This window comes from Lysobacter gummosus (assembly GCF_001442805.1).
Lineage (GTDB): Bacteria > Pseudomonadota > Gammaproteobacteria > Xanthomonadales > Xanthomonadaceae > Lysobacter > Lysobacter gummosus.
In genome coordinates this window covers 4,662,817-4,687,117 of record NZ_CP011131.1, presented here as the reverse complement: position 1 = coordinate 4,687,117, position 24,301 = coordinate 4,662,817, and the positions used below count along the sequence as shown (strand labels likewise).

Below are 24,301 nucleotides of genomic sequence, written 5' to 3'. Positions count from 1 at the left end.
TGACCTTGCTGTCGGCGACCTACGCCGACGCCAAGTCAGAAACTATCGTGCATTCGCCCTCGTTCCGCGAGATTCGCGTACCCAAGCCGCGCGAGGCCGACCAGATCCACTGGAAGCTGGACTCCGAGCAGATCGGCCCGGAATGCTCCGGACTGGCGCTGGCATTGGCCGGCGAATTCGACACCGAACTCGGCCGGCAAATGGGGCGGCTGGTCGCGGCGGCCGATCTGATCGTGCACGAATCGCCGTTCACCCTGCCGTACGACCGGGGCGCGGGCAGCGACGGCAAGTTGCGCGTCTACAACGCCTACAACGTCGAGTATCGGCTTGCCGAGCAGATGTTCCATGGCGAGATCGGCCAGCGTGGCGCGGCTTTCATTCGCGACCTCGAGGCGCGACTGATCGCCTGCAGTTCCGCGGTGCTGGCGATCAGCGAGGAAGAGCGGCAGGAGTTCGCGCAGGTCTTCGACTTCCCGCTCGAGCGGATCCACCTGGCGCCGAACGGCTTCGAGCCGGCGACGGGCGGCCAGCCCGCGCGGCAGCGCGAACGTTCCGCATTGTTCCTGGGCAGCGCTCATCCACCCAATGTCGAGGCGCTCGCGTTCATCGTCGAGCGGCTGGCTCCGGCATTGCCCGACGTCGCCTTTCATGTGCTCGGCGCCGTGTGCGCGGCATATACCAAGCCGGTGCCGGACAACGTCAAGTTGCTCGGCTTCGTCGACGCGGCGGAGAAGGACGCGTTGTTGTGGCGTTGCGGCGCGGCGATCAATCCGCTGCGTAGCGGCGCCGGCACCAATCTCAAGATGCTCGACTACATGGCGCACTCGGCGCCGATTGTGTCCACGCCGATCGGTGCCCGCGGTCTGGACATCGAATCGGGTTCGCAGGCTCGAATCTGCGGTCTGGCGGATTTCGCCGCTGGCCTGCGCGAGACATTGGACCAGGCCGACGCGGCCCGGGCGATGGGTTCGCGTGGCGCCGAGTTCGCTCATGCGCGCTATACCTGGGAAGCCATCGCCGCCGGAGTCGTTCCCGCGATCGAGAACGTGCTGACGGCCCTGGCCGCCGGTACGGCCCGTAAACGGATCCTGGCGGTGTGCGACTACGAAGTGCATCGCGCCGCCGGCGGCGGACAGGTCAGGATCAAGGAACTGCTGACCGAAGTCGGGCGCGAATTCGATGTGACCTTGCTTTGCTACAACGACGGTCAGACCGAGGAGCGTCGTGCGATCGCCCCGGGCGTGATCCAACGTTCGGTGCCGAAGACCGCGGCTCATCGTCGCGAGAACATAGAATCGCTGAAGGGCAACAGCGTGTCGGTGGCCGACTTGGTCGCAGCCAAGCACTGCATGAATAACGACGCGCTGGTCGCTGCATTCCGCGAGGAAGCGGGTTCCGCCTCGCTGGTGAGCTTCGAGCAGTGCTTCATGGCACCGTTGCTGACGCTGGTGCCGCCCGGCGTGCCGGTCGTGCATTCTTCGCAGAACGTCGAGGCCGAGCTCAAGCGCGACTTGTTGACCGCGCGCAACGATGGCGCGGCATGGATCGAATTGGTGGAACGGCTGGAGCGCGAGGTGGCAACGCGCGCGGATGCGGTCTTCTGCGTATCCGACGCCGATACGGAGCGGTTTCGCGAGCGTTACGGCGTCGCCGACGTGCTGACGATCGAAAACGGCGTGCGCATGCCCACGATCCGCCGCGAGGCGCTGTCGCCGACCGGCGCTCAGGACAAGGCGCCTCTGGCCGTGTTCGTCGGCAGCGCGCATCCGCCGAACGTGCATGCGGCGCAGTTCATCGTCGAACAACTGGCGCCGCGTTGCCCGCAAGTCGGGTTCGCCCTGGTCGGTTCGGTGTGCGAAGCGCTCGACGTCGCTGCGCTGCCGTCCAACGTCGCTTTGCTCGGCTTCCTCGATCCGGTGGACAAGGATGCGCTGTTCGCGATCACCGATATCGCGGTGAATCCCTTGTTCGAAGGCGGTGGATCCAGCCTCAAGGTGCCGGACTTCCTCGCCGCCGGCCTGCCATTGCTGACCTCGCCCGTTGGCGTTCGCGGCTTCCCGGGCTTGTATCCGGACACGCATTACATCGAGGCCGCGCCGGAGGCGATGGCCGAATGGATTCCGAAGCTGCTCGGCGACACGTCGTTGCGCGAACGCATGTCCGCAGAAGCGATGGACTACGTCGCCTCACACCTGGACTGGCGGGTGTTAGGCGGGCGCATGCGCCGAGAGCTGAATCGGCTGATCGGTCACGAAGGTCCGTGCCGCGTACTGGTGCTGACCTATAGGTTCGGAGAGCCAGCGCGTGGCGGCGCTGAGGTCTATCTGCTCAACGTCCTGCGTGAGCTGGACAAGAACGATGACCTGCGTATCGACGTGGTAGCCCCGGCCGTGGGTGCGATCCACGATCGCTTGCACTTTTCCGCCGACTACGAGCCGCCCTCGGCGCGCGACGGCGTACCGGCGATGAGGGGAAGGGTGCATCTGTTTCCGCCCGATTCGCCCGTGCAGGACCGTTTCGACGAAGCGACAATTCTGCAAAGGACCTGGATGCATGAATCGCTGGAGATCGGCCGCAATCTTGCCGAAGAGCTGGGCGTCGGACTGCTGGGCGGATGGAACTATCCCGAGAACAGCGACGGCCGGATCGTGCGCTGGGCTGGGCGAGTGGCTCAAGTAAAGCTGCCGCAGGGAACCGAATCGGTCAAGATCGCCGGTCTGGCTTTACAGCCGGTGCGTGTGTCGATCCGCGTCGGCGGCGTCGACGCGGAGGCCAAGAGCCTGTCGGGCAAGTTTTCGTTCCAGCAGCGGTTGCCCGCGGCAGGCGAGCTGTTGGAACTGCACGCTTCGACCGTTATGGATAGCCGCGAGGACGCGCGCGAGCTCGCCTACCTCGTCTCCTCGATCGAGCTCGTCGGGCCCGATGGCAGCGTCCAGGTCGATTTGCGAGAAGGGATGGAGGAGCGCGGCCGGCGCAAATTGCCGGAGCGATGGGTCGGCGAGCTGGTCGATACGGCCAAACGTCGCCCGCGAGACATCGATCGCCGCTTCTGCCGGATCCGCGGACCGCACAGCCGCGCGATGGAGCACTGGCTCGATCGCAATGCCGCCAATTACGATGTGATCCTGGCTCAGGGCGTTCCGTTCGCCAGTTCGGTTCTGGGCGTGCGGGTCGCTGCCACCAACGGGCTGGCATCGATAGTGTTGCCGCACTTCCACATGGAAGATCGCTATTACCACTGGCGCGAGTTCTACGATGCGTTCGCGCAGGCCGAGGCGGTCATCGCTTTCCCGGTCGCCAGCAAGCGCGCGTTCTTCGACCGGGTTGGCGCCAACGCAGTGACGGCCGCCGGTGGCGGCTTCCATGCCGAGGACTTTTCCGCCGAGTCGATCGCCCGTGGTCGCGAGGCCTTCCGCAGCCTGCATCGTGGCGAGCGGCCCTTCGTATTGGTATTGGGGCGCAAGACCGGAGCGAAGAATTATCGGATGATCGTGCAGGCCTGCGGAAAACTCCGCGATTCCGGGCACGATCTGGACGTGGTGCTGATCGGACCCGACGACGACGGCCTGCCCCTGCAGGGCGCGGGTGTTCACTACTACGGTGCGCAGCCGCGGGAGGTGGTGATCGGAGCGCTGGCCGATTCGCTGTGTCTGGCGAACATGAGCGAAAGCGAGAGTTTCGGAATCGTTTTGCTTGAGTCGTGGATGGCGAAACGCCCGGTGATCGCGCGCAGCTCGACCGTGGCTTTCACCGAGTTGGTGCGCGACGGCGAGAACGGTTATCTCGCCGACAACCTCGACGACGTGGCCGCCGCGATCGAGCGCTACCTCGGCGACCGGGCTCTCGCCGATCGCCACGGCACGGCAGGAATCGACACGGCACAGGGATACAGTTGGGCGGCTTTGGCGGACCATCTGCGGCAGATCATCTTGGGGGTGGCAAGTGAGCGAAATCGAGGCATTGCACGGAAGGGTGATTCATCAGCTTCGGAACAAGGAGGTGCACGACCCTGACTTCCAGGCGCTGGCCTGGATCGACCATCACGTGCGGCCGATCCGCACTGTGCTGGACGTCGGCGCCAACGGCGGGCAGACCATCGCCTCGGTCAGGGCGGTCCTCGGCGAGGCCGTGGAAATCCACTCCTTCGAGGCCAACCCGAAGCTGTGGCCGGGGCTGGAGCGGATCGCGCAGGAATCCGGCGGGGCGGTGCATGTGCATCGGTCGGCATTGGGTACGCAGGCTGGAGAGCTGATCCTGCATGTCCCTTCCTCGGGCGGCCAGGTATTCCTCGAGGAATCCACTTTCGACCCGAGCCAGTTCGACAAGCCGTGGGTGCGTGAAAAGTATCTCGCGCGCGGTGGCCAGGCGCCGGAGCTGTTGCAGATGCGTGTGCCGGTCGAGCGCGGCGACGATTGCGCGCTGCGCCCCGACCTGATCAAGGTGGATGTCGAAGGTTTCGAGGCCTCGGCGATCCGCGGGCTGCTGCGGACCATCGTCGAGTTCCAGCCGGTGCTATTGGTGGAGAACAGCGATTGGCACAACGTGACCGAGTTGCTGAGCGAACTCGGCTACCGGCCGTTCCGCTGGGACGACGGCGCGATGAACCCGTTTCATGGCGCGACGACCAATACGTTCTATCTGCCCGCGGAGAAACCAGCAGTGATCGCAACGGATAACCAGATGCCGGATCTGCAACCTCAACCCGAGGCCGCCAGCGCAGGCTATTCCGAAGCCGCGGACGTCGCCGAGCACTTGGCCGATGTCGAGCGCATGCGGCAATTGCTTGCATCGCTTGGCGTATCGCTTCCTGGCGACGGATTGGCGCTGGACGTGGGCGGCGGTGCCGGCGGCCATAGTGCGTTGTTGGCCAATGATGTGAGGCGGATCTATTGCACCGATTACTTCGATCAGAACGCGCGCTTCGGCGGTGAACTGGTGAAGCTGGTGAAAGAGAAGGTCCTGCGCCACGGCCACGATTTCCCGGTCGAACGCTTCGAGTTCCACGCCGTCGACGCGATGAGCACGATCTATCGCGACGATCTGTTCGACGTGGTGTTCTCTTTCAACGCCTTCGAGCACATTCCCGATCCGGCTGCGGCCCTGCGCGAGATCGTGCGAGTGCTCAAGCCCGGCGGTATGGCCTACATCACCTTCGACCCGATCTGGACCTGCGATTTCGGCAGCCACTTCCAGCATCGCGTTCCCCGGCCCTGGCAGCACCTGATCAGCGACGACGGGCAGTTCGTGGAGATGATGAAGCAGGCGGGCGGCTCGGACGAAGAAGGGCAGGAGTACGTGAATGCCATGAATCGGCGCCGTCTTTCCTTCTACCGCGAATTGTTCGCCTCGTTCCGCGACGAGGTGGAGTATCTGCACGAGGGCGAATGGAGCGGTTGCGTCGTGCCCGGCAGCGAATCGCACGAGAATTTCCAGCGCTGCCTGTCGCTGGGCTACAGCCGCGAGGAGCTGCTGTTGCGCGGCATGGTCAAGGTGTTCAGAAAGAAGGCTCCGGGCCAGGCCCCGCCGGCAGCCGAGGCGTAGCCAAAGCGCTGGCGCCTGTTCGGCTGAGAAAGGGGGGAGATTCGATCGGTGGTTGGCTCCACGGGAATCGTCGTCCTCCGGCTATTGCGAAACTTTGATGTCGGCGAACGAAGCGGCGAAACGAGCAGAAATCACAACAGATGCACTCATCGGATAAATCAATGACCGTCGGTTCCGCCGAAGGCCGGGCGCGGCTCTCGCGATCGCAATTGCTGACTTGGTGGCTGGCTCTGGCCGCCGTGTTCGTCGGCTTCTACGTCGCGTATTTTTCGCCGGTGCTGTTCGGCGGCAGCGTGCTCGGTCCAGGCGATGGCATCGTCTACTACCTGGCGTTCTTCGATCTTCCGATCGGCCGCGTCTGGAACAGCATGATTTTGTCCGGCTATCCGGTGGTGACGGACATCCAGGCGCAGAGTCTGTATCTGTTGCGCTGGATCAGCCCGGATTTCAATACCCTCGTGCTGTCGGCCTACGTGGTCAGCGCGCTGGGCATGTTCGGCTTGAGCCTGAAACTGACCGGCTCGCGCATCGGCGCCTTCTTCGCCGCGATCGTGGTCTCCGGCAGCGGTTTCATGACGGGCCACCTGGGCCATTTGAGCATCATCCACGTCGCCGCCTGGATTCCCTTCATCCTTTGGGCCATCGCCTGCCTGCGCGGCATGCGCAGCGTCTGGCCCGTGATCGCCGGCGCTATGGCGGTCGCCTTGTCGGTCTATGCCGGCCATCCGCAGGTGTCGATCATCGGTCTGCTGCTGTCGGGGTGCTATGGCCTGCATGAGATCGGCTACGTGGCCCGGACGCGCGGCGCAGGCGAGGCCTGGGCGATGTTGCTGCGTGTCTTCGCCCTGTTCGCGCTGGGGCTGATGCTGGCGGCGCCGGCCTTGCTGCCGGTCACCCAGGCGGTATCGGACGGAGTTCGCTCGGGCTGGACGATCGAGGATTTCGGTTCCTATTCGTTGACCCCCGGCACGTTGCGGCTGCTCGCTTTCCCGAATCTCTACGGCACTTACGCCCCCAGCCCGTTCGGCGGGTACTCGGGTTTGTGGAACCTCACCGAGATCGCGATCTACGTCGGCATCTTGCCCGGACTGCTCGGCTTGGCCGCGCTGTTGGGTTGGCGGCGCGATCGCTCGCAGTGGTTCTGGGCCGCGGCCGCAGTCGTCGGCTTGCTGCTGTCGCTGGGGATCTCCACGCCACTGGGACATTGGGTGTACGAACTGCCGGTGCTCGGCAAGTTCCGCGCGCAGGGACGCTTCGGCCTGGTAACCATCATCGCGCTGGGAGTGCTGAGCGCGTACGGGTTCTCTGCGCTACTGCGCGCGCCGTTGCCGCGGCGGCGCCTGTATGCGCTGGCCGGCGCCTCGCTCGTGCTGCTGTCGATCGCGATCGCTTCGGTAGCGCTCGATCCGACGCCGCCGCATGGCTTGGCCGATGCCGCCGATGCCCGACTGTGGCCGAGGCCGGCGTTCTGGAGCGCGCTGTTGTTCATGGGGTTGTCGCTGATCGGTCTGCTGGCGCTGGCGCTGAAGCGCTCGCGGTTCGTCGCGGTCGCATGCGTGCTGCTGGTAGCGGTCGATCTGGGCAGTTTCGGCTGGTTCGAGCAATGGCGTTACTTCGCTTCGCCCAAGATGGAACAGCGCGACTTGAGTCGGAAGGCGGCGCAAGTGGTCGAACGCCTGGCCCAGGGCGACGGCCGCCTGCTGCCGGTGGATTCGGCCGAAATGCCTTACCACCCGTTGCGTCCGAACATCAACGTGCGCTTCCGCATTCCCAGCGTGGTCGGTTACGGCCCGCTGATGTCGGCGCGCTATTCGCAGTACACGCGCGCCGATTCGGTCGGCCGGTTCCCGATCACCGATCCCAACGCGCCGATCATGGACGTGCTGGCGATCCGCTGGATCGCCGGCGAGGGCGGGACCCTGGCGCCCGAACTGCTCGGCTCGGGTTGCGGCGCGCCGACGCCGATTCGACGCAAGGTGCGCGCGGTCGTGCCGCAAGGCGCGAGGGTTTCGGCCATTCGCGTGATCTCCAATTCGGCCTGCTCGGCAACGATAAGCACCGGCACGACGCTGGCGCGGATGCGCTTGTTCGACGCCGATGGCGCGAATGCGGGCGAGTACACCATCGATGTGGGCGAGGAAACGGCCGAATGGGCCTACGACCGACCCGACGTCGCCGCCACCATCAAGCACACCCGCCCGGCCGTATTTGAGACTTATCCCGCCGGCGACTTCCAGGGGCTGTGGTTCCAGGCCGATCTGCCGGTACGGACGCAGGCCGGAACCAAACCGCCGCGAACTATCGAAGTCGAGATGGAGGCGATCGAAGGCGCCACCTTGCGCGTGCGCACGCTGGCGCTGGTCGAGGACGAGGGCGCGCAGCCGCGGCCCTTGCGCATCGATGCCGACGCGGAGGCTTCCGCGCGGGCGCTGACGCGGCGCTGGCAGGTCGAAGGCTTGCCCGTCGTGTCCGAACGCAACGGCTACCGCGGCATGGTCTGGGGCGTGTGTTCGGCGCGCGTGGCCACGCCGGATCAGATCGCCGAAGCGCTGGGTTCGCGCCAACTCGGCGACGGCCGCAAGTTCGATCCGTTCGCCGAAGCGCTGCTGGAGCACGAGGACGGCAGGGCGCGCACGGACTGCCGCAGCGCGCCCCAGGTCACGGTACTGGACAAGCACGACGGTTACTGGAAACTGCGCGTGAGCGGCGACGGCGCTGCGCTGGCGATGATCAGCGAAAGCTATCACCGCGACTGGCGCGCCCGCGTCGATGGGAAAAAGGCGCCGGTGTTCGCGGCCGACGGCCTGATCATGGCCGTGCCGGTGCCGACCGGCGAACATACGCTCGAGCTGACTTACACACCCAAGCGCTATCGGATCGGCCTGTTGATCGCGTTGATCGCGATCGCCGGCTGTTTGCTCCTGGCGCTGGGCGCGTGGCGCAAGTCGGCCCGGGGCCGTTCCACCCAATAATCAAGAAAAGCAGGCGATAACCATGAAACGAGCTGTAATCCTGGCGGGTGGAAAAGGCACGCGACTGCGTCCCTATACCCTCGCGCTGCCCAAACCGCTGATGCCGGTCGGCGACTATCCGATCCTCGAGATCATCGTGCGCCAGTTGCGTCAGAACGGTTTCGATCACATCACGCTGGCGGTCAACCACCAGGCCGACTTGTTCAAGGCCTTCTTCGGCAATGGCGAGAAGTGGGGGTTGACCATCGACTACTCGCTGGAGCACATGCCGCTGAGCACGATGGGGCCGCTGAAGTTGATCCCGGATCTGCCGGATAATTTTCTGGTGATGAACGGCGACATTCTCACCGACATCGATTACGGCGCGTTCCTCGATGCGCACGCGCAGTCGCGGAGCCTGTTCAGCATCTCCGCGGCCAAGCGCGAGCAACGTATCGATTACGGTGTGCTGCACACCAACGACGACATGCGCCTGGTGGGTTTCGAGGAAAAGCCGACTTTCCCGTTCCTGGTCAGCATGGGTGTTTATGCGGTGTCGAACCGGGTGCTGGAAGTGATTCCGGAAAACCAGGCCTTCGGTTTCGATCACCTGGTGCTGGGTTATCTGCGTGACGACAAGCCGGTGCGCGTGGTGCCGCACGAGGGCTACTGGCTCGACATCGGCCGTCCCGACGACTATCAGCAGGCCCAGGACGACTGGCAGACGCTGTCGGCCAAACTCGCACTGGCATGAGCGATTTCTCTCCACAGCAGGGCGGATTGGCCGTCGGCGATCGGGTCGTGGTAACTGGCGCCAGCGGCTTCCTGGGACGCCATCTCGTCGGTCGCCTGCGAGCGGCCGGTGTCGAGGTGGCCACGCCGTCGCGCGGCGAAGGTTTCGATCTGCTCAACGACCAACTGCCGTTGGACGGCGCGACGCACGTGTTCCATCTCGCCGCGGAAACCGGCGTGCCCGACTCCTGGCAGGATCCGGCGCGCTTCCATCTGGTCAACACGCATGGAACCGTGCGCGTGCTCGATCAGTGCCGGCGCGCGGGCTGCGCGATGACCTACGTCGGCGCGTATATTTACGGCGTCCCGCAGCATCTGCCGATCGATGAAACCCATCCGGTCAATGCCAACAACCCCTATGCCTATTCCAAGTGGATGGGCGAGCAGGCTTGCGAGTGGTACGCCGACATGTATTCGATGGGCGTCACCGCGATCCGCCTGTTCAATACCTATGGGCCGGGCCAGAGCAACCGCTTCCTGATTCCGCGCATCGTCGAGCAGGTGATCGATCCGACGGTCGAGCGGATCGAGCTGATGGACTTGGCGCCGCGCCGCGACTATCTCTATGTAGACGACGCGGTCGATGCGCTGCTGGCCGCGCGCGGCCTGCCCGGTTACCGGTTGTACAATGTCGGCAGCGGCGTGTCCCACTCGATCAGCGACGTGCTGGAATCGGCCATGCGCCAGGCCGGCATCCGCAAGGAAGTGGTGGATCTGCAGCAAGTGCGCCCCAACGAAATTCCCGACGTGCGCGCCGACTGCTCGCGGATCGGACGCGAGTGTGGTTGGCGTCCCCGTTTCAGCCTCGATGAAGGCATCGAGCGCATGCTGGAAGAGGTCCGTAAATGAAATCCCTGCAGATTCTCTGTCCGGTATTCCGGGAAGAGGAAATCATCCTCGAATTCCATGAGCGCCTGCGCGAAGCGGTGCGGCCCTTGCGCGAGCGCTATTCGATCGCGGTGACCTACGCGCTGGATCCGGCTCCTGACCGCACCGAAGAGATCCTGCTCGCGCTTGCCGAGCGCGACCCGGAGGTGCGCGTACTGGTAATGTCGCGCCGCTTCGGCCATCAGGCCGCGCTCATGGCCGGCATCGACACCTGCCAGGCCGATGCCTTGATCATGCTCGATAGCGACGGCCAGCATCCTCCCGAGTTGATTCCGCGCCTGGTCGAAGCCTGGGAAGGCGGCTCGCAGATCGTCCAGACCATGCGCCGCGACGGCAACGAAACCGGCTTCCTCAAGCGTTCGACTTCGGCGATGTTCTATCGGCTGATCTCGCGCATCGGCTCGATCGAGCTGCAGTCCGGCGCCGCCGACTACCGCTTGCTCGATCGCGCGGTGGTGCAGGTGATCCGCGACCGCCTGCCGGAGACGAACATCTTCCTGCGCGGCATCGTCGCCTGGGTCGGCTATCGGATTTCCTTCATCGAGTTCGAGCCGCTGCGCCGCCTCAAGGGCGCGTCCAAGTACCGGCCTTCGGTGCTGGTGAACTTCGCCATCCAGGGCATCAGCTCGTTCTCCAAGACACCGCTGCGCCTGTGCACGATCACCGGCCTGTTCGTGGCGATGCTGAGCATGCTGGCCGCGGCCGGGCAGATGGCGGCGTATTTCCTGTTCGGCCACAGCGACGTGCAGGGCTGGGCGTCGCTGATGACCTTCGTCTCGCTGCTCGGCGGCGTGCAGCTGTTCTTCATGGGCATCCTCGGCGAATACCTGGGCCAGATCTTCGACGAGGTCAAGCGCCGTCCCCGTTACCTGATTCGCACCGACAGCGCCGCGCGCCCCGATGCTTCGCCCGGCGCCGCCGCCCAAACCGTTCCCGGACCTTCCGAACATGTTTGAAACCTTACGTATCGATTCGGCCGCGCTCGACCGCCTGGTGCTGCGCCGCGAAAACTCGCAGTTCGCCAGCGACCTGCACGAACGGCAGGCCGACCTGCGCGCGGCCGTCGCCGGCAAGCGCATCCTGGTAGTGGGCGGCGCCGGCACCATCGGCTCGTCGACGACGATGCTGATCTCGCGCCTGGCTCCGGCGGCGCTGCACGTGGTCGATCAGAGCGAGAACTATCTGGCCGAGCTGGTGCGCGATCTGCGCGGCCGTCCAGGCGGCCTGGACATCGCCGATTTCCGCACCTTGCCGATCGACTACGGCGCGCCGGTGATGGGACGTTTCCTGTCCGAGTCGGCGCCGTACGACATCGTCATGAACTTCGCCGCGCTCAAGCACGTGCGCTCGGAGAAGGACGTGTACTCGCTGCTGCAGATGATCGACACCAATGTCGTTCGCCACGTCCGCTTCAAGCGCTGGCTGGCGCAGTACGGCCACGGCGCGCGCTACTTCGCCGTGTCCACCGACAAGGCCGCCAACCCGACCAGCCTGATGGGCGCCAGCAAGCGCTTGATGGAAGACATCGTGTTCGACATCGCCGTGCCCGAAGGCGCGCTGGCGGTGTCGGCGCGTTTCGCCAACGTGGCGTTTTCCAACGGCAGCCTGCTGCAGGGCTTCCTGTACCGCCTGTCGAAGGGGCAGCCGCTGGCGGCGCCGCGCGATACCCGGCGTTACTTCGTTTCGCAGCAAGAGTCCGGCGAGATCTGCGCGCTGGCCGCGCTGCTGGGCGGCCACGAGCAGGTGCTGTTCCCCAAGCTCGATCCGGTGGCCGAGCTGCAACTGCTGGAAGACGTGGCCTGCCGGGTGCTGGGACACGCCGGGCTCACGCCGGAGTTGTTCGACGACGAGGACGCCGCACGCGCGGCCTTGCCGGCCCTGCGCGATGAGGGCCGCTGGCCGCTGCTGATCACCGCGCTCGACACCAGCGGCGAAAAGCCTTACGAGGAATTCGTCGGCCACGGCGAGCAGCAGGTCGATACCGGCCTGAGCACGCTCGGCGCGGTGCGCCATCTGCGCAGCCGGGCGATTTCCGACGGCGTGGTGTCGATGCTGGAAAACGCGGTCAACAGCGTCGATGGAACCCTCGATAAACGCGCTATCGTGGCGGCGATCGAGTCGGCCATTCCCAATTTCTCACATCGCGAAACCGGCAGGAATCTTGATGAGCGCCTCTGAACTTTCCGCTGCGGCGGCGACCCCGCACCAGCCCGCGCCCAATCTCGACGGCGCGTTGTGCCTGGCCTGCCTGGGCGAATACGGCCCGTGCAAGCTGCCCGGACTCAAGCAGTGCAAAAGCTGCGGCTTCATCACCGCCGATCTGGCGATGTCCGATGAGGCGCTGGCGGCGTTGTACGGCGAAGACTATTTCCACGGCGAGGAATACCGCGACTACGTCTCGGAAGAAGACAGCCTGAAGGACAACTTCCGCCGCCGCATCAAGACGCTGCAGCAGTTGATCCCGAACCTTTCGAAAACCGACGTGTTCGAGGTCGGCTGCGCTTACGGCTTCTTTCTCGACGAAGTCAAAGGCGACGTCGCTTCGGCCAAGGGCATCGACATCTCCGCCGACGCGGTCGCACACGCGCGCGCCAACAAGGGCGTGGACGCGATCGCCGGCAGTTATTCCGATTACCTCGTCGAGCCGCGGGTCGGATTGGTGGCGATGTGGGACACGGTCGAGCATCTGCCGCGTCCGGACTTGTTCATCCACAAGGCGCAGCGCGACCTGCTGCCGGGCGGGCATATCGCCATCACCACCGGCGACATAGACAGCCTCAACGCGCGCATGCGCGGCAAGCACTGGCGCATGATCCATCCGCCGACCCACCTGCATTATTTCTCGGTGGCGACGCTGCGGCGCATGCTCGAACGCAACGGTTTCGAAGTGGTGCACGTCAGCCATCCGGGCAACGCGCGCGACCTGCGTTCGATCCTGCACTTCATTCTCGACCTGCGCCTGGGCTGGGGCGGGCTGTATCGGCGTATCGCCAAATGGCGGATTTTCGATCTGTCGATATCGATGAATCTGTTCGACATCATGTTCGTGGTGGCGCGCCGCAAGGCCTGACCGCCGGCCGCGGCGAGGGCGGGGCGCTTTGACGCGCCCGGCTTTCGCGGGCAAACGCGAGTACCGGGACGATGTTCAAAGAGTTGCTGATGCCGTTGCTGTTCCTGATCTATACCGTCCTCAGCGTGGGCGGCATGGTCTTGGTCAAGTACGCCCTGCCTTCGTTCAAGGCGGCGTGGGACCAGCAGCACCAGATCTTCAACATCCACGCGCTGTGGGTCGGCACGGGCGCGACCATGTACGTGGTCAGCTTCCTGACCTGGATGATCATCCTCGCGCGCGCGCCGCTGAGCATCGCCTATCCGATCGCGATCGGCCTGAGCCTCGCCGGGTCGAGCCTGTGCGCAGTGTTCATCCTCAAGGAACAGCTCAGCACGATGGGTCTGCTCGGGATCGGGCTGATCTTCATCGGCGTGGTGCTGTTGAGTCGCAACTGAGCGGCGACTAGGCCGGCGGCGGTTCGCCGTTCTCGAAATACGCCGGCGCCGAGGCGTCGGGGGCCAGCGAACGCAGGCGCTTGGCGATGCTGGGCACCAGCAGCGCATAGGCATGCTCGGGTTCGCACCAGCGGAATTCCAGCAGTTCGATCCCATCGACGCGGATCGCTTGCGCAACCGCATCCGTCAGCGGTTCGCACTCGAACAGCAGATGCAGGCTTTCGCCGTACTGCGTGCTTGCGCTGAGATAGTCGATGCACAGCAGCCGGCGCGGCCGCACGCGCACGCCGATTTCTTCGAGGATTTCCCGGCGCAGCGCCTGCTCGGGCGATTCGTCGGCTTCGACCACGCCGCCCGGCAACAGCCAGTGCTCGCGATAGGACGGTTTGACGATCAGCAGCCGGCCGTCGCGGCCGCCGATCAGGCCGCCGGCGGAGATACGTTTCTTGGGAAAGTCGGCATCGAGCGGATTCATCGTTGCTGCACTCAGAATGTTGATCGCCGCCGCAGGACCTGCCGCGATTATGGAGAAGCGCGTCGGCGCCAAGCACAGCGCGGCACCGTTTCAGTTGCCACCGCGGCTTGAAGCAAAGCCGGATCATCGAAACACAGGATCAACGACGGCTTCCGGCTCCGCCGCATAAGACCGGATCGGCGAGCAATAGCGAGAAGGAAACAGGGCGTGGATCGCCAGCGTTGGCGGTGGTGGCCGGCATGGTCTTCAGCCGCACCGTGGCCCCCTGTCTGGGCACGGGTAGCGTCAGATGCGCGTGCGCTTCGGGACGGATTTCAACTTGCGTGGTCTGGGCGCCATCCACCCACACCTCGACACGACGCGGAACGAGGGTTCCCAGCTCCAGGTCCAGTGCGCAGCCGGAAACGCCGCCGGCCACCGCGGCGATGCGGATGGACGCGTCGCCCGACGACCAGATCAGCGATTTGCCGCCGCCTTGGTCTTCCGGCGGGTACCAGCCCTGTTCGGGCGCCAGCAATAGCGCTGGCGCGGCGGCGATCGGAGTCTTCAGGGCGTAACCCGTCTGCGTCCCGTCGCCGGACGTCACGGTGGTAAGCGAATGTATCGCGGCGAGCTCGCGCAGGAATTCGTCGATCCACGGCGTGCGAGCGCGTTCGTCCACTACGACTCCGGCAAAACCGGCGGAGTCGAACAGGCGCACTGCTTCGGCCGCCGGTCGCATGCTCAGCAGGGTCAGCCAGTTCGACGCGGCGCGTCCCTTCATTGCGCCATACGTCCAGTGCAGGTCGAGTCCGTGCAGTTGGTTGCGAAGCTGGATGTAGCTGGGGAGCGGGGTATCGGTCTCCGGGTATTCGAAGAACGGCAATTGCAGCACGCTGGCGCCGGGCGGCAGTTGCTTGCGCAGGTCGGCCACGAATTTGCGGTCGGCATCGAAATGGGCGATGGCCGTGGCGCTGCGTTCCTTGAGCATCCGGCGCCGGTCGGGCATTTGATCCGGAATCGCGATCAGCACCATCAGCACGGCGGCCAGCGGCGCCAGCCAGCGCCGGTTGTAGCTCGCCGCCGCCGTCTGTACGACATAGGCCAATACGATCAGGGAGGCGAAGCCGATCAGCGGCGAGACGCGATTCACCGCGCGGATATCCGGCGAGACTATCAGCGAGAACAGCGTGGCGAAGCCGCCGATGGTCGCGAAGAAGGTCATGATCGCGACCGTCATCGCGGCGAACTGCGCCTGCTGCGGCAAGCGGCGGCGCAGCGCCGGTACCAGCAGCACCAGCAACGCCAGGCAGAAGCCGGCCGAGCCGACCAGGCCGAGGCCGGCGCTGGAGTTTTCCGTCTTCAGCGGCGCCACTACATCGTATTTTTCCCTGAGCCGGGCGAACGGGTCGAAGCGATGGCCCGGCACCGGCAGCAACATCTGCGCGATCTTCAGCCCGAAGATTTCCGTTTCGGACACCCGCCGCACGGCGACCCGGTCGTTATTGCCGTTTTCCATGCGATACAACATGGTCGGCAGCAATTGCAGCGAGGTGCACAGGGCGATGACCGCGATCGACAACAGCATCCTGCGCAAACTCGAAGCGGCCCGGAACTGCAGGTAGCCGAGCGTGCCGGCGGCGCCGATCAGCACGCAGGCGAAAAAGCCGAAATAGATGCCGGTACTGCCGATCCAGATCAGGATCGCGGTGCGCGCGGCGACCGAGGCCCACCGTCGCGCTCGGGAGCGTTCCGGTGCGTTCGGATCGGCGGGCAGATAAGTCCAGGTCGCGACTAGCAGCGCCAGCGCCAACGCGGAATAGTTGTTGTAGTAAAGATGCTGCTCGCGCAGGAAATGAAACGGCAGCACCGAGAACGCGATCGATACCGCGACCGACAGCGCCAGGCCGATGCCGAGCCGTCTGGCGACGGCGAAACCGGCCAGCGCCGTCAGCGCCACGCCCAGCAGGTAGACGCGGTTGTAGCGAGGGCCGAAATCGCCGGGCGCCGCCACCGCGTTGGCCATGACGTGATTGGCGTAGTCGGCGTTGGGGAAGTCGAGATGATCCGTACCGATCGGCGCGCCGGCCAGATCGATGCGCGATACGCTGCCCGCCTTCTGCGCTTCCAGCACATAGGAATACTGCAACGCGTCGCCTTCGTACATGAACGGTACGTCCGCGCGGCCGTAGGTCATGCCTACGCCGTACCGACAGGCGATCACGGCGATCAGGATGGATACCAGGCAGGCGACGAGGTTGATCGTCGCGATCCGGCCGGGCTGCAAGGATGAGGAGGCGAGGCGACTCATGGATGCGGGTAAGGACTCGTTCGACGCATAGTTCGCGGGCACGTCCGCGACGGGGACGATTACTTTTGTTCGTCGATTACGTACAAAGGCTTGTCTTTGATCTCGTCGAGAATACGCCAGAGGTACTCGCCGATGATGCCCAGCATGAACATCAGGATGCCGCCGATGACCAGCAACGCGACCATGATCGGCGCCCAGCCGGTGAAGGGCGTGGCGTGCATCGTCCAGGCGACGACGATGACCGCCGCGTAGGCCACTCCGAGCAGGGCGAAGATCGCGCCGCACATGGACATGATGCGGATGGGCAGGTAGGAACCGTCGAGCAGGAAGTCGTAGAACAGTTTCATCTTCTTGCTGAAGTTGTACTGCGACTTGCCGACTTCGCGCTTGCGGCGCACGTAGGGCAGGTAGGTCGTAGTCAAGCCGGCCCAGATCACATCGCCCTGGTAGAAACGATTGCGCCCGCGGTAGCTGAGAAACAACTCCAGCGCGCGACGGCTCATCAACACGAAATCGAAGCCGCCGGCCGGGATGTCCGGGTTGGACGCCCGCAGTGCGCCGTAGGCCAGACGGGAGAAGAATTTGGCCCCGAAAGAGTCTTCGCGATCCTCGCGAAAGGCCACCACCACTTCCGAGCCGGCCAGCCATTTGTTGACCATGTCGGCGGTCAGCTCCGCCGGATCTTGCAGGTCGGCCGACATGTTGATGATCGCATCGCCGCTGGCGTGCCGATAGCCCGCCACGATCGCTGCCAACTGGCCGAAATTGCGGCTGAAACGGATGCGGCGCACGTTGGGGTCCATCCGCGCCACTTCCTCGATCTCGGCCTGCGAACCGTCCTTGGACCCGTCGTTGACGAAGATGATCTCGTACTGGTGCGCGGCCAGCGGCCCGTCCCGGTACAGCGCGACGATCGCCTCCCAGGTGCGTTTGATCGAGCCTTCGTTATGGTAGACGGGAATGACGTAGGTCACCTTGTTCACAGCGACTCCCCTTCCAGGTATGCATGCGCCAGCGCCGCGCAGACGCGGGCGATCTGTTCATCGGACATGCCGATGAAAAACGGAATGCCGAGGATGCGCTCGCCGATGTCGATAGCCACGTCCAACGGGCCGAACCGCTCGATATCGCGCAATGCCGGATGAGTATGCAAGGACGGCGAGTACCAGCGGCGGCTCTGGATGCCTCGACTGGCCAAGTGCTCGCTCCAGCGGGCGGCGGATGCTCCCGCGGGCAGCAGCACCGGCAACAACGGATAGATGCCGTCGGCGGGCTTGGCCTGATAACGCAGGAAAGGGCAGGTGCTGGCCAGCGCGCGCGCGTAGCGGGCGCTCAAGTCGCGGCGGGCGCGTTTGGTGTCGCCCCACTGATCGAACGAGGCCAGGCCGATGGCGCAGTGGTACTCGCTCATCTTGCCGTTGGTGCCGATGGAATCGAGCATCCCGATCGATGTGTCGATGCCGAAATTGGAAAGCTTGCGAATGCGCTCGATCCGCTCGACAGAGCGCGACAACACGGCGCCGCCCTCGGCGGTGCCGAAGGATTTTGTGGCATGGAAGCTGTACACGATATCGATCAACTCGCCCGGAGCCTGGTTGCCGAAGGCGCCGGCCGCGTCCACGACCACCGCTACCGACGTGTCGCGGACGAAAGCGTCCCACTCGTCGGTATCGTGCGGGCAGGCGAAGGTCGAGACCGGAATGACTGCGTCGATGCCGCCGCCGGCGACGGCCGCGCGGGCCAGTTGCGGGCTCAGCAGCCAGCGATCAGGGTCTATGTCGCAAAGCACCGGCGTCATCCCAACCCGGATCACCGAGGTCACCGTGGCCGCAAAGGTGATGGCGGGGATCAGGACGCGCGCTCCCGGCGGCAACTCCAGTGCCTGCAGCGCGAGTTCCAGCCCGACCGTGCAATTGGAGACGGTGGTGACCTGTTCCGGCAGCCATTGCCGGCCCACATCGGCGGCGATGCGACGTTCGAACTCGGCGTTGAGCGGGCCGAAATTGGTGTAGTACCGGTTCTGGTCGATCTGCCTCAGGTACGGCAGCAGGCTGTCGGCTTGCGGCATGTGGGGCACAAGCAAAGGAATGATGTTCATGGAGTCAGTCGGCGAACGAGTAATGCTTGTGGACGAGATAGCTGGCGACCGTCGAGCCGGCGACGAACAACGCCTGGCCGAACAGCGGGCTGGTACGGGTTGCCGCCACGAAAAGCGGAAGCAAAATGAGGTTCGCGGCGAATATCGCGCTGTTGCTGCCCAGGAAGCGCAGGAACTGCTTGCGCCAATCGTCCTGGGTGCGCTGGAACACCAGCAGCCGTTGAGTGAGGAACGACTGGGGCAGGGCTATGCAGTAGGCGACCACCACCGTCGCGGTCGGATGCCAGGCCTCACCGGACAGCAGATGCGTGGCCGCGAACGCCAGATAGCCGAACAGCGTGTTCCAGGCTCCGACGATCAGGAACCGTCGTTTGTCGGATTGCCACGTGTGGCGGAGCCACTTCATCGGCGTGCGGTCAACGCACGGGTTTGAGGCGGGCGGGGCTGCCGACATAGACGCCGCCGGCTTCCGGCAAATCGCCCACGACCACCGCGCCCATGCCGACGATCGCATCGGGGGCGACACGGACCTTCTCGCGCACGCAGCTGTTGGTGCCGAAGTACGCGCCGGCGCCGAGGATACAGTTGCCGCTGATGTTTACCCCGGGGGCGGTGCTTACGAAGTCTTCCAGATGGCAGTCGTGCCCGATGGTCGTGATCAGATTCAGGTTGACCTGGCGGCCGATGACGACGTCGCAGGTGACGATGCTGCCCGCGCAAATGATGCTGCCTTCGCCGACGCTGCTGCTGCGATGGATGCGCGCATCTGGATGCACCAAGGTCGGGTAGCGGGTCTGCGCCGGCAGCGAGGATTGCATCCTGCGCCGCGCCTGCGGGTTGCCGACTGCGAGCACCAGATCGGTGGTGGCCGGGTCGAAGCGACCGATGGGCTGCGTGGCGATGCCGGCGACGATGCGCTCGGTCCATAGATCGTCGCTTTCGTACACGGCGACCACGCGGTCGCTCAAGCCCATGTCTTCCAGCAGCATCAGGACTTCGCGTGCGAAACCGCCACCACCATAAAGTGCGAGTTTTCTCATGCTGGGGTCATGGGGGCCTGAGCGATGATGGAGCGAAATCGGCTGGACTTTCGTAAAGCTAAAGCATGCCCGCCGATGCGTGCGGACGGCTGTACATCGCAAGCCTGCAACGATTCCCCGTGCCTGGACATGGATCAGGTTTACTCGTAGGTCGAGCCCCAAAATAATCCCCGCCAGCGCGGCCGTGCTGGCGGGGTCTTCAGGTTAAGCGCAGTGGAAGTACCGCGGACCGGTCAGGCCAGCGCCGCTTCCAGCTCCGGCAACAGCTTGAACAAATCCCCCACCAGGCCGATATCGGCGATCTCGAAGATCGGCGCTTCGCCGTCCTTGTTGATGGCGACGATGGTGCCGGCGTCCTTGATGCCGGTCAGGTGCTGGATCGCGCCGCTGATGCCGACGGCGACGTACAGCTCCGGGGCGATGATCTTGCCGGTCTGGCCGACCTGCAGTTCGTTCGGCACGTAGCCGGCATCGACCGCGGCGCGCGAGGCGCCGACGGCGGCGCCGAGCTTGTCCGCGAAGTCGTAGATGATCTTGAAGTTGTCCGCCGAGCCCACGCCGCGGCCGCCGGAGACGACGCGCTTGGCGCTCTGCAGATCAGGGCGATCCGACTTGCCCGCGGCCAGGCCGACGAAACGGGTGTGGGTCGGAAGCGCGGCTTCGACCGAAGCGGCTTCGACCGCCGCGCCGCCGCCCTTCGCCGCTTCCGGCCACGAGGCCGTGCGCACGGTAGCGACGACGGTGTGATCGGCCGGCGCTTCGACGGTGATGATCGCGTTGCCGGCGTAGATCGGACGCTTGAAGGTATGGCTGCCTTCCACCGCCATGACGTCGGACACCTGCGCCACGTGCAACAGCGCGGCGACGCAGGGCATCAGGTCCTTGCCGAAGGTGGTCGAGGGGCCGAACACGTGGCTGTAGCCCTTGGCCAGCGCGGCGATCTGCGGCGCCAGCACCTGCGCGATCGCGTGGGCGTTGGCGGCGTTGGCGACGGTCAGCACCTTGGCGACGCCGGCGATCTGCGCGGCCTGCGCGGCGACGCCGGCCGGATCGGCGGCGAGCACGACGATGTCGATGGACTCGGGCTTCAGCGCCTGCGCGGCCGACACGCACTTGGCGGTGGACGCGTTGAGCTTGCCGTCGAGATGTTCGGCAACAATTAAAACCTTGCTCATCACAGCAACCCCTTCTGCTTAAGTGCGGCGACCAGTTCGGCCGCGTCCTTGACCATCACGCCCTTGCTGCGCTTGGGCGGCGGTGCGAAATGGGTGGTCTTGAGCGTATCGCCGGTGTCCACGCCGAGCTCGGCGAACTGGATGGTCTCCAGCGGCTTGCTCTTGGCCTTCATGATGTCGGGCAGCTTGATGAAGCGCGGCTCGTTGAGGCGCAGGTCGGTGGTGATCACCGCCGGCAGATCCACTTCCAGCGTTTCCAGGCCGGCGTCGACTTCGCGCGTCACCGTGGCCTTGCCGTCGGCGACTTCGAGCTTGGAGGCGAAGGTCGCCTGCGGGCGGCCCCACAGGGTGGCGAGCATCTGGCCGGTCTGGCTGGCGTCGTCGTCGATGGCCTGCTTGCCGAGGATGACGATGTCGGGCTGTTCTTTTTCGATCAGCTTGAGCAGCGCGCGCGCGGCGGTCAGCGGCTGGATCGGCTGGTCGCTGACCACGTGGATGGCGCGGTTGGCGCCCATGGCCAGGCCGTTGCGCAGATGCGGCTGGGCATCGGCGGGGGCGATCGTGGCGACCACGACTTCGGTGGCGATGCCCTTGTCGCGCAGGCGCAGGGCCTCTTCCAGGGCGATATCGTCGAACGGATTGGCCGACAGCTTGACGCCGTCGGTGACTACGCCGGAGCCATCCGGCTTGACCTGAATGCGGACGTTGTAGTCCACCACGCGCTTGTAGCCGACGAGGATCTTCATCGTGCGGGATTTCCTTGTGGGGGTGTCCGGCCGGGAGCGGCCAAGAGCCGCCAATTCTAACGGAGACGGCCGGGCCGGGGCAGCGCGCCATGGTTTTTGGCCGCGCGGGCGTTTCAAACGCCGGCCTTGCGCGATCGGCCGGCGGGCTCGCCCAGGGCCCGCGCGGCGGGCCTCAGCGGCCGGCGGAGGGCTCGACGGTGAGGATCTGCGCGCCGGTCCAGACCGCGCCGGGTTCCAGCCGCACCGGGCTGAGCACGTTGCCGGCTTCCACGCACACGAAGTGACGGTGCTCGCCGGCGCCCAGGTCGGCCAGCCCGGCGGCGAGTTCGGCGCCGGGATTCCACACCACGGTATCGGCGAAGCCTTCCGCTTCCAGGCGCAGCAGTTGCTCGCCGTCGGTGACCCGCAGCGGCTGGCGGGTATCGGCGTAGATGCGGTCGATTTCGCCCTCGAAGCGCACCGGCGCGTCGCTGGCCGCGAGTACCGCGCCGCCTTGTGTCGAATCGAGGTAATCGCGGTCTTCCAGGCCGTGGACCAGGGTGCCGGCGATGTCGGCCACGCGCAGATAGGTGTGCAGGGCGGCGCTGAATTCGAACGCCTCCTGGCCGGTGTTGCGCACGCTCAGGGCGATGCGCAGCCGGTTCGCGGCCGGCTCGATGTCCAGTTCAGCTTCGAACGGATACGGCCAGTGGCGACGGGTTTCCGCGCTGTCGCGCAGCGCGAACGCCAGCCGCGGCGGCAAGCTGCCGGCGATGTCCAGCGCGTCCCAGGTCAGGGTGCGGGCGAAGCCGTGGCGCGGGCCGTCGCCGCGTTCGCCGAATTGCGGAAAGATCACCGGCACGCCGCCGCGGATCGCCTTGCCGGCGCCGAAACTGGCGTTCGGGCTCAGGTACAGGCGCTCGCGGCCGCGGTAGCGCCAGGACAGCAGGTGGGCGCCGAACGCGCTGGCTTCGACGCGGGACGCGTCGGGGCCGTCCAGATGCAGGGAAGCGGGCAGTGAGTGGGGCATGAAAGTCCATCCGTGGAGGGAGCGCCGAGGGCGAAGCATGGCGCGGCGCGACGGCCCAGGCTGGCACGGCGATCATAGTACCGACAGCGCCGCGGACGTGGTTTAGGTGCCGTGAAGCCTGCCAGGCAGGGGGTTCGGCTATTCTTGGCGCCCCTTTCCGTTCCGAAATCTGGAGCCAGGATGCTTCATCCCGTCGTTCTAAGCGGTGGCAGCGGTTCGCGCCTGTGGCCGCTGTCCCGTCAGAATCAGCCCAAGCAGTTCCTGTCGCTGATCGGCGATCACTCGCTGTTCCAGGAAACCATCCTGCGCGCCAACGCCCTGCCCAACACCGGTGCCCCCGTCACCGTGTGCGCCGAGGACCACCGTTTCATGGTCGGCGAGCAGTTGCAGGGCATCGGCGTCGCCAACGGCGCCATCTTGCTCGAACCCATCGCGCGCAACACCGCGCCGGCGATCGCGCTGGCCGCGCTGCACCTGGTCGCCGGCGAACCCGACGCGACCATGCTGGTGCTGCCGGCCGATCATCTGATCGAAGACGTGGACGCGTTCCGCGATGCGGTCGCGCGCGCGGCGGTGCTGGCCGATCAGGATTGGCTGGTCACCTTCGGCATCCATCCGGACTATCCGGAAACCGGCTACGGCTACATCGATCGCGGCGACGCGCTGGGCGAGGGCGGCTACAAGGTCAGCGGTTTCGTCGAGAAGCCGGATCTGGCCACCGCCGAAGGCTATCTGGCCGCCGGCACCTACGCCTGGAACTCGGGCATGTTCCTGTTCAAGGCCCAGCGTTATCTCGACGAACTGGCGAGGCTGGCGCCGAAGATTCTCGAATCGGCGCGCGCGGCCTACGCCAAGGCCAACACCGACCTGGACTTCATCCGCCTGGGCAAGGACGAATTCGCCGCCAGCCCGAACGATTCCATCGACTACGCGGTGATGGAAAAGACCGACCGCGCCGCGGTGGTGCCGGTGAGCTGCGGCTGGAGCGACATCGGTTCGTGGTCGTCGCTGTGGGCGGTGGCCGAGCGCGACGACGACGGCAATCGCTACGAAGGCGACGTGATCTCGGTCGATACCACCGGCTCGCTGGTGCGCGCTTCGGATCGGCGCATGATCGCCACCATCGGCGTGGAAGACCTGGTCATCATCGACACGCCGGACGCGACTCTGGTCGCGCGCAAGGACCGCGTGCAGGACGTCAAGACCATCGTCGACAAGCTCAAGCAGGCCGGGCGCCAGGAGCATCTGTTCCACCGCAAGGTCTATCGTCCGTGGGGCAATTACGACTCCATCGACATGGGGCAGCGCTTTCAGGTCAAGCGCATCGAGGTCAAACCCGGCGGCGTGCTGAGTCTGCAGAAGCATCACAAGCGCGCCGAGCATTGGATCGTGGTGTCGGGCGTGGCCGAGGTTACCTGCGACGACAAGGTGTTCGAGCTGCGCGAGAACGAGAGCACCTATATTCCGCTGGGCAGCGTGCATCGCCTGCGCAATCGCGGCACCGAGCCGGTCGAGCTGATCGAGGTGCAGTCGGGCAGTTACCTTGGCGAGGACGATATCGTTCGCCTGGAAGACGTGTACGGGCGTTCGTAAGCGGCGCTGTCGGGTTGGTGAGGCGATGGGCGTTTGAATCTGCCTGTTGCCGAACCGCGGCTTAGGACCGCGACTCAGGAATGCAAAGACCGGCCATTGGCCGGTCTTTGTTTTTGTAGGGTTGTTGCAGCGGATCGAAAGGCATCGGGGCTGAAGCCCCTCCCACAAAAGACTTCGCGGCGACACAATCTTTTGT

18 protein-coding genes are annotated in these 24,301 nt (G+C 65.4%); 10 read left to right on the top strand and 8 right to left on the bottom strand.

What is annotated here, in order from left to right; all coding sequences use genetic code 11:
- Positions 1-5 precede the first annotated feature (5 nt).
- The 9 genes from LG3211_RS19000 (at position 6) to LG3211_RS18960 (ending at position 13,679) form a co-directional block, all read left to right on the top strand.
- Complete coding sequence (locus LG3211_RS19000) at positions 6-4,013, top strand: glycosyltransferase family 4 protein (protein ID WP_222837521.1); 4,008 nt, start codon at positions 6-8, stop codon at positions 4,011-4,013.
- Complete coding sequence (locus tag LG3211_RS18995) at positions 3,943-5,541, top strand: class I SAM-dependent methyltransferase (protein WP_083512666.1); 1,599 nt, start codon at positions 3,943-3,945, stop codon at positions 5,539-5,541. The genes LG3211_RS19000 and LG3211_RS18995 overlap by 71 nt, the downstream gene beginning before the upstream one ends.
- Before the next feature lie 161 nt (positions 5,542-5,702).
- Complete coding sequence (locus tag LG3211_RS18990) at positions 5,703-8,513, top strand: YfhO family protein (protein WP_057944199.1); 2,811 nt, start codon at positions 5,703-5,705, stop codon at positions 8,511-8,513.
- A gap of 22 nt (positions 8,514-8,535) precedes the next feature.
- Positions 8,536-9,246, top strand: a complete 711-nt coding sequence (locus LG3211_RS18985) for a sugar phosphate nucleotidyltransferase (RefSeq protein ID WP_057944198.1) — start codon at positions 8,536-8,538, stop codon at positions 9,244-9,246.
- On the top strand, positions 9,243-10,133 hold the full coding sequence (locus LG3211_RS18980) for an NAD-dependent epimerase/dehydratase family protein (RefSeq protein WP_083512665.1): 891 nt from the start codon (positions 9,243-9,245) through the stop codon (positions 10,131-10,133). Before LG3211_RS18985 ends, LG3211_RS18980 begins: the two co-directional genes overlap by 4 nt.
- Positions 10,130-11,128: a glycosyltransferase family 2 protein gene (locus LG3211_RS18975; protein ID WP_057944196.1), complete on the top strand. Its 999-nt coding sequence runs from the start codon at positions 10,130-10,132 to the stop codon at positions 11,126-11,128. Before LG3211_RS18980 ends, LG3211_RS18975 begins: the two co-directional genes overlap by 4 nt.
- Positions 11,121-12,350, top strand: coding sequence for a polysaccharide biosynthesis protein (locus LG3211_RS18970; RefSeq protein WP_057944195.1), 1,230 nt, complete (start codon positions 11,121-11,123; stop codon positions 12,348-12,350). The genes LG3211_RS18975 and LG3211_RS18970 overlap by 8 nt, the downstream gene beginning before the upstream one ends.
- Positions 12,337-13,242, top strand: a complete 906-nt coding sequence (locus LG3211_RS18965; protein WP_057944194.1) for a class I SAM-dependent methyltransferase — start codon at positions 12,337-12,339, stop codon at positions 13,240-13,242. Before LG3211_RS18970 ends, LG3211_RS18965 begins: the two co-directional genes overlap by 14 nt.
- Positions 13,243-13,313: 71 nt before the next feature.
- Positions 13,314-13,679: a DMT family transporter gene (locus LG3211_RS18960; RefSeq protein WP_057944193.1), complete on the top strand. Its 366-nt coding sequence runs from the start codon at positions 13,314-13,316 to the stop codon at positions 13,677-13,679.
- Between the two features lie 7 nt (positions 13,680-13,686).
- On the opposite strand, the gene LG3211_RS18955 is transcribed toward LG3211_RS18960, so the two are convergent.
- The 8 genes from LG3211_RS18955 to LG3211_RS18915 form a co-directional block, all read right to left on the bottom strand.
- Complete coding sequence (locus LG3211_RS18955) at positions 13,687-14,154, bottom strand: NUDIX domain-containing protein (RefSeq protein ID WP_057944192.1); 468 nt, start codon at positions 14,152-14,154, stop codon at positions 13,687-13,689.
- A gap of 2,349 nt (positions 14,155-16,503) precedes the next feature.
- Positions 16,504-17,427, bottom strand: a complete 924-nt coding sequence (locus LG3211_RS18945; protein WP_057944190.1) for a glycosyltransferase family 2 protein — start codon at positions 17,425-17,427, stop codon at positions 16,504-16,506.
- On the bottom strand, positions 17,424-18,512 hold the full coding sequence (locus LG3211_RS18940) for a DegT/DnrJ/EryC1/StrS family aminotransferase (RefSeq protein WP_057944189.1): 1,089 nt from the start codon (positions 18,510-18,512) through the stop codon (positions 17,424-17,426). The genes LG3211_RS18945 and LG3211_RS18940 overlap by 4 nt, the downstream gene beginning before the upstream one ends.
- Before the next feature lie 34 nt (positions 18,513-18,546).
- A complete protein-coding gene (locus LG3211_RS18935) occupies positions 18,547-18,948 on the bottom strand; it encodes a GtrA family protein (protein WP_057944188.1) in 402 nt (133 codons plus the stop codon).
- A 10-nt stretch (positions 18,949-18,958) separates the two neighbouring features.
- Positions 18,959-19,582, bottom strand: a complete 624-nt coding sequence (locus LG3211_RS18930; protein WP_083512660.1) for an acetyltransferase — start codon at positions 19,580-19,582, stop codon at positions 18,959-18,961.
- A gap of 233 nt (positions 19,583-19,815) precedes the next feature.
- Positions 19,816-20,757 (bottom strand): electron transfer flavoprotein subunit alpha/FixB family protein, encoded by a 942-nt coding sequence (locus LG3211_RS18925; protein WP_057944186.1) that lies wholly within the window; start codon positions 20,755-20,757, stop codon positions 19,816-19,818.
- Positions 20,757-21,503 (bottom strand): electron transfer flavoprotein subunit beta/FixA family protein, encoded by a 747-nt coding sequence (locus LG3211_RS18920; RefSeq protein WP_057944185.1) that lies wholly within the window; start codon positions 21,501-21,503, stop codon positions 20,757-20,759. Before LG3211_RS18920 ends, LG3211_RS18925 begins: the two co-directional genes overlap by 1 nt.
- A 172-nt stretch (positions 21,504-21,675) precedes the next feature.
- The gene (locus LG3211_RS18915) at positions 21,676-22,512 is read right to left on the bottom strand and encodes a D-hexose-6-phosphate mutarotase (RefSeq protein ID WP_057944184.1); all 837 of its coding nucleotides are present in this window, start codon (positions 22,510-22,512) and stop codon (positions 21,676-21,678) included.
- A 180-nt stretch (positions 22,513-22,692) separates the two neighbouring features.
- On the opposite strand from LG3211_RS18915, the gene LG3211_RS18910 reads away from it, so the two are divergent.
- Positions 22,693-24,105: a mannose-1-phosphate guanylyltransferase/mannose-6-phosphate isomerase gene (locus LG3211_RS18910; protein WP_057944183.1), complete on the top strand. Its 1,413-nt coding sequence runs from the start codon at positions 22,693-22,695 to the stop codon at positions 24,103-24,105.
- Positions 24,106-24,301: the final 196 nt, after the last annotated feature.

Bases quoted from the DNA above. Each gene is read 5' to 3' on its own strand.
- LG3211_RS18990 (WP_057944199.1), top strand. From the start codon at position 5,703: ATGACCGTCGGTTCCGCCGAAGGCCGGGCGCGGCTCTCGCGATCGCAA.
- LG3211_RS18985 (WP_057944198.1), top strand. From the start codon at position 8,536: ATGAAACGAGCTGTAATCCTGGCGGGTGGAAAAGGCACGCGACTGCGT.
- LG3211_RS18980 (WP_083512665.1), top strand. From the start codon at position 9,243: ATGAGCGATTTCTCTCCACAGCAGGGCGGATTGGCCGTCGGCGATCGG.
- LG3211_RS18975 (WP_057944196.1), top strand. From the start codon at position 10,130: ATGAAATCCCTGCAGATTCTCTGTCCGGTATTCCGGGAAGAGGAAATC.
- LG3211_RS18970 (WP_057944195.1), top strand. From the start codon at position 11,121: ATGTTTGAAACCTTACGTATCGATTCGGCCGCGCTCGACCGCCTGGTG.
- LG3211_RS18965 (WP_057944194.1), top strand. From the start codon at position 12,337: ATGAGCGCCTCTGAACTTTCCGCTGCGGCGGCGACCCCGCACCAGCCC.
- LG3211_RS18960 (WP_057944193.1), top strand. From the start codon at position 13,314: ATGTTCAAAGAGTTGCTGATGCCGTTGCTGTTCCTGATCTATACCGTC.
- LG3211_RS18955 (WP_057944192.1), bottom strand. From the start codon at position 14,154: ATGAATCCGCTCGATGCCGACTTTCCCAAGAAACGTATCTCCGCCGGC.
- LG3211_RS18940 (WP_057944189.1), bottom strand. From the start codon at position 18,512: ATGCCGCAAGCCGACAGCCTGCTGCCGTACCTGAGGCAGATCGACCAG.
- LG3211_RS18935 (WP_057944188.1), bottom strand. From the start codon at position 18,948: ATGAAGTGGCTCCGCCACACGTGGCAATCCGACAAACGACGGTTCCTG.
- LG3211_RS18930 (WP_083512660.1), bottom strand. From the start codon at position 19,582: ATGAGAAAACTCGCACTTTATGGTGGTGGCGGTTTCGCACGCGAAGTC.
- LG3211_RS18925 (WP_057944186.1), bottom strand. From the start codon at position 20,757: ATGAGCAAGGTTTTAATTGTTGCCGAACATCTCGACGGCAAGCTCAAC.
- LG3211_RS18920 (WP_057944185.1), bottom strand. From the start codon at position 21,503: ATGAAGATCCTCGTCGGCTACAAGCGCGTGGTGGACTACAACGTCCGC.
- LG3211_RS18915 (WP_057944184.1), bottom strand. From the start codon at position 22,512: ATGCCCCACTCACTGCCCGCTTCCCTGCATCTGGACGGCCCCGACGCG.
- LG3211_RS18910 (WP_057944183.1), top strand. From the start codon at position 22,693: ATGCTTCATCCCGTCGTTCTAAGCGGTGGCAGCGGTTCGCGCCTGTGG.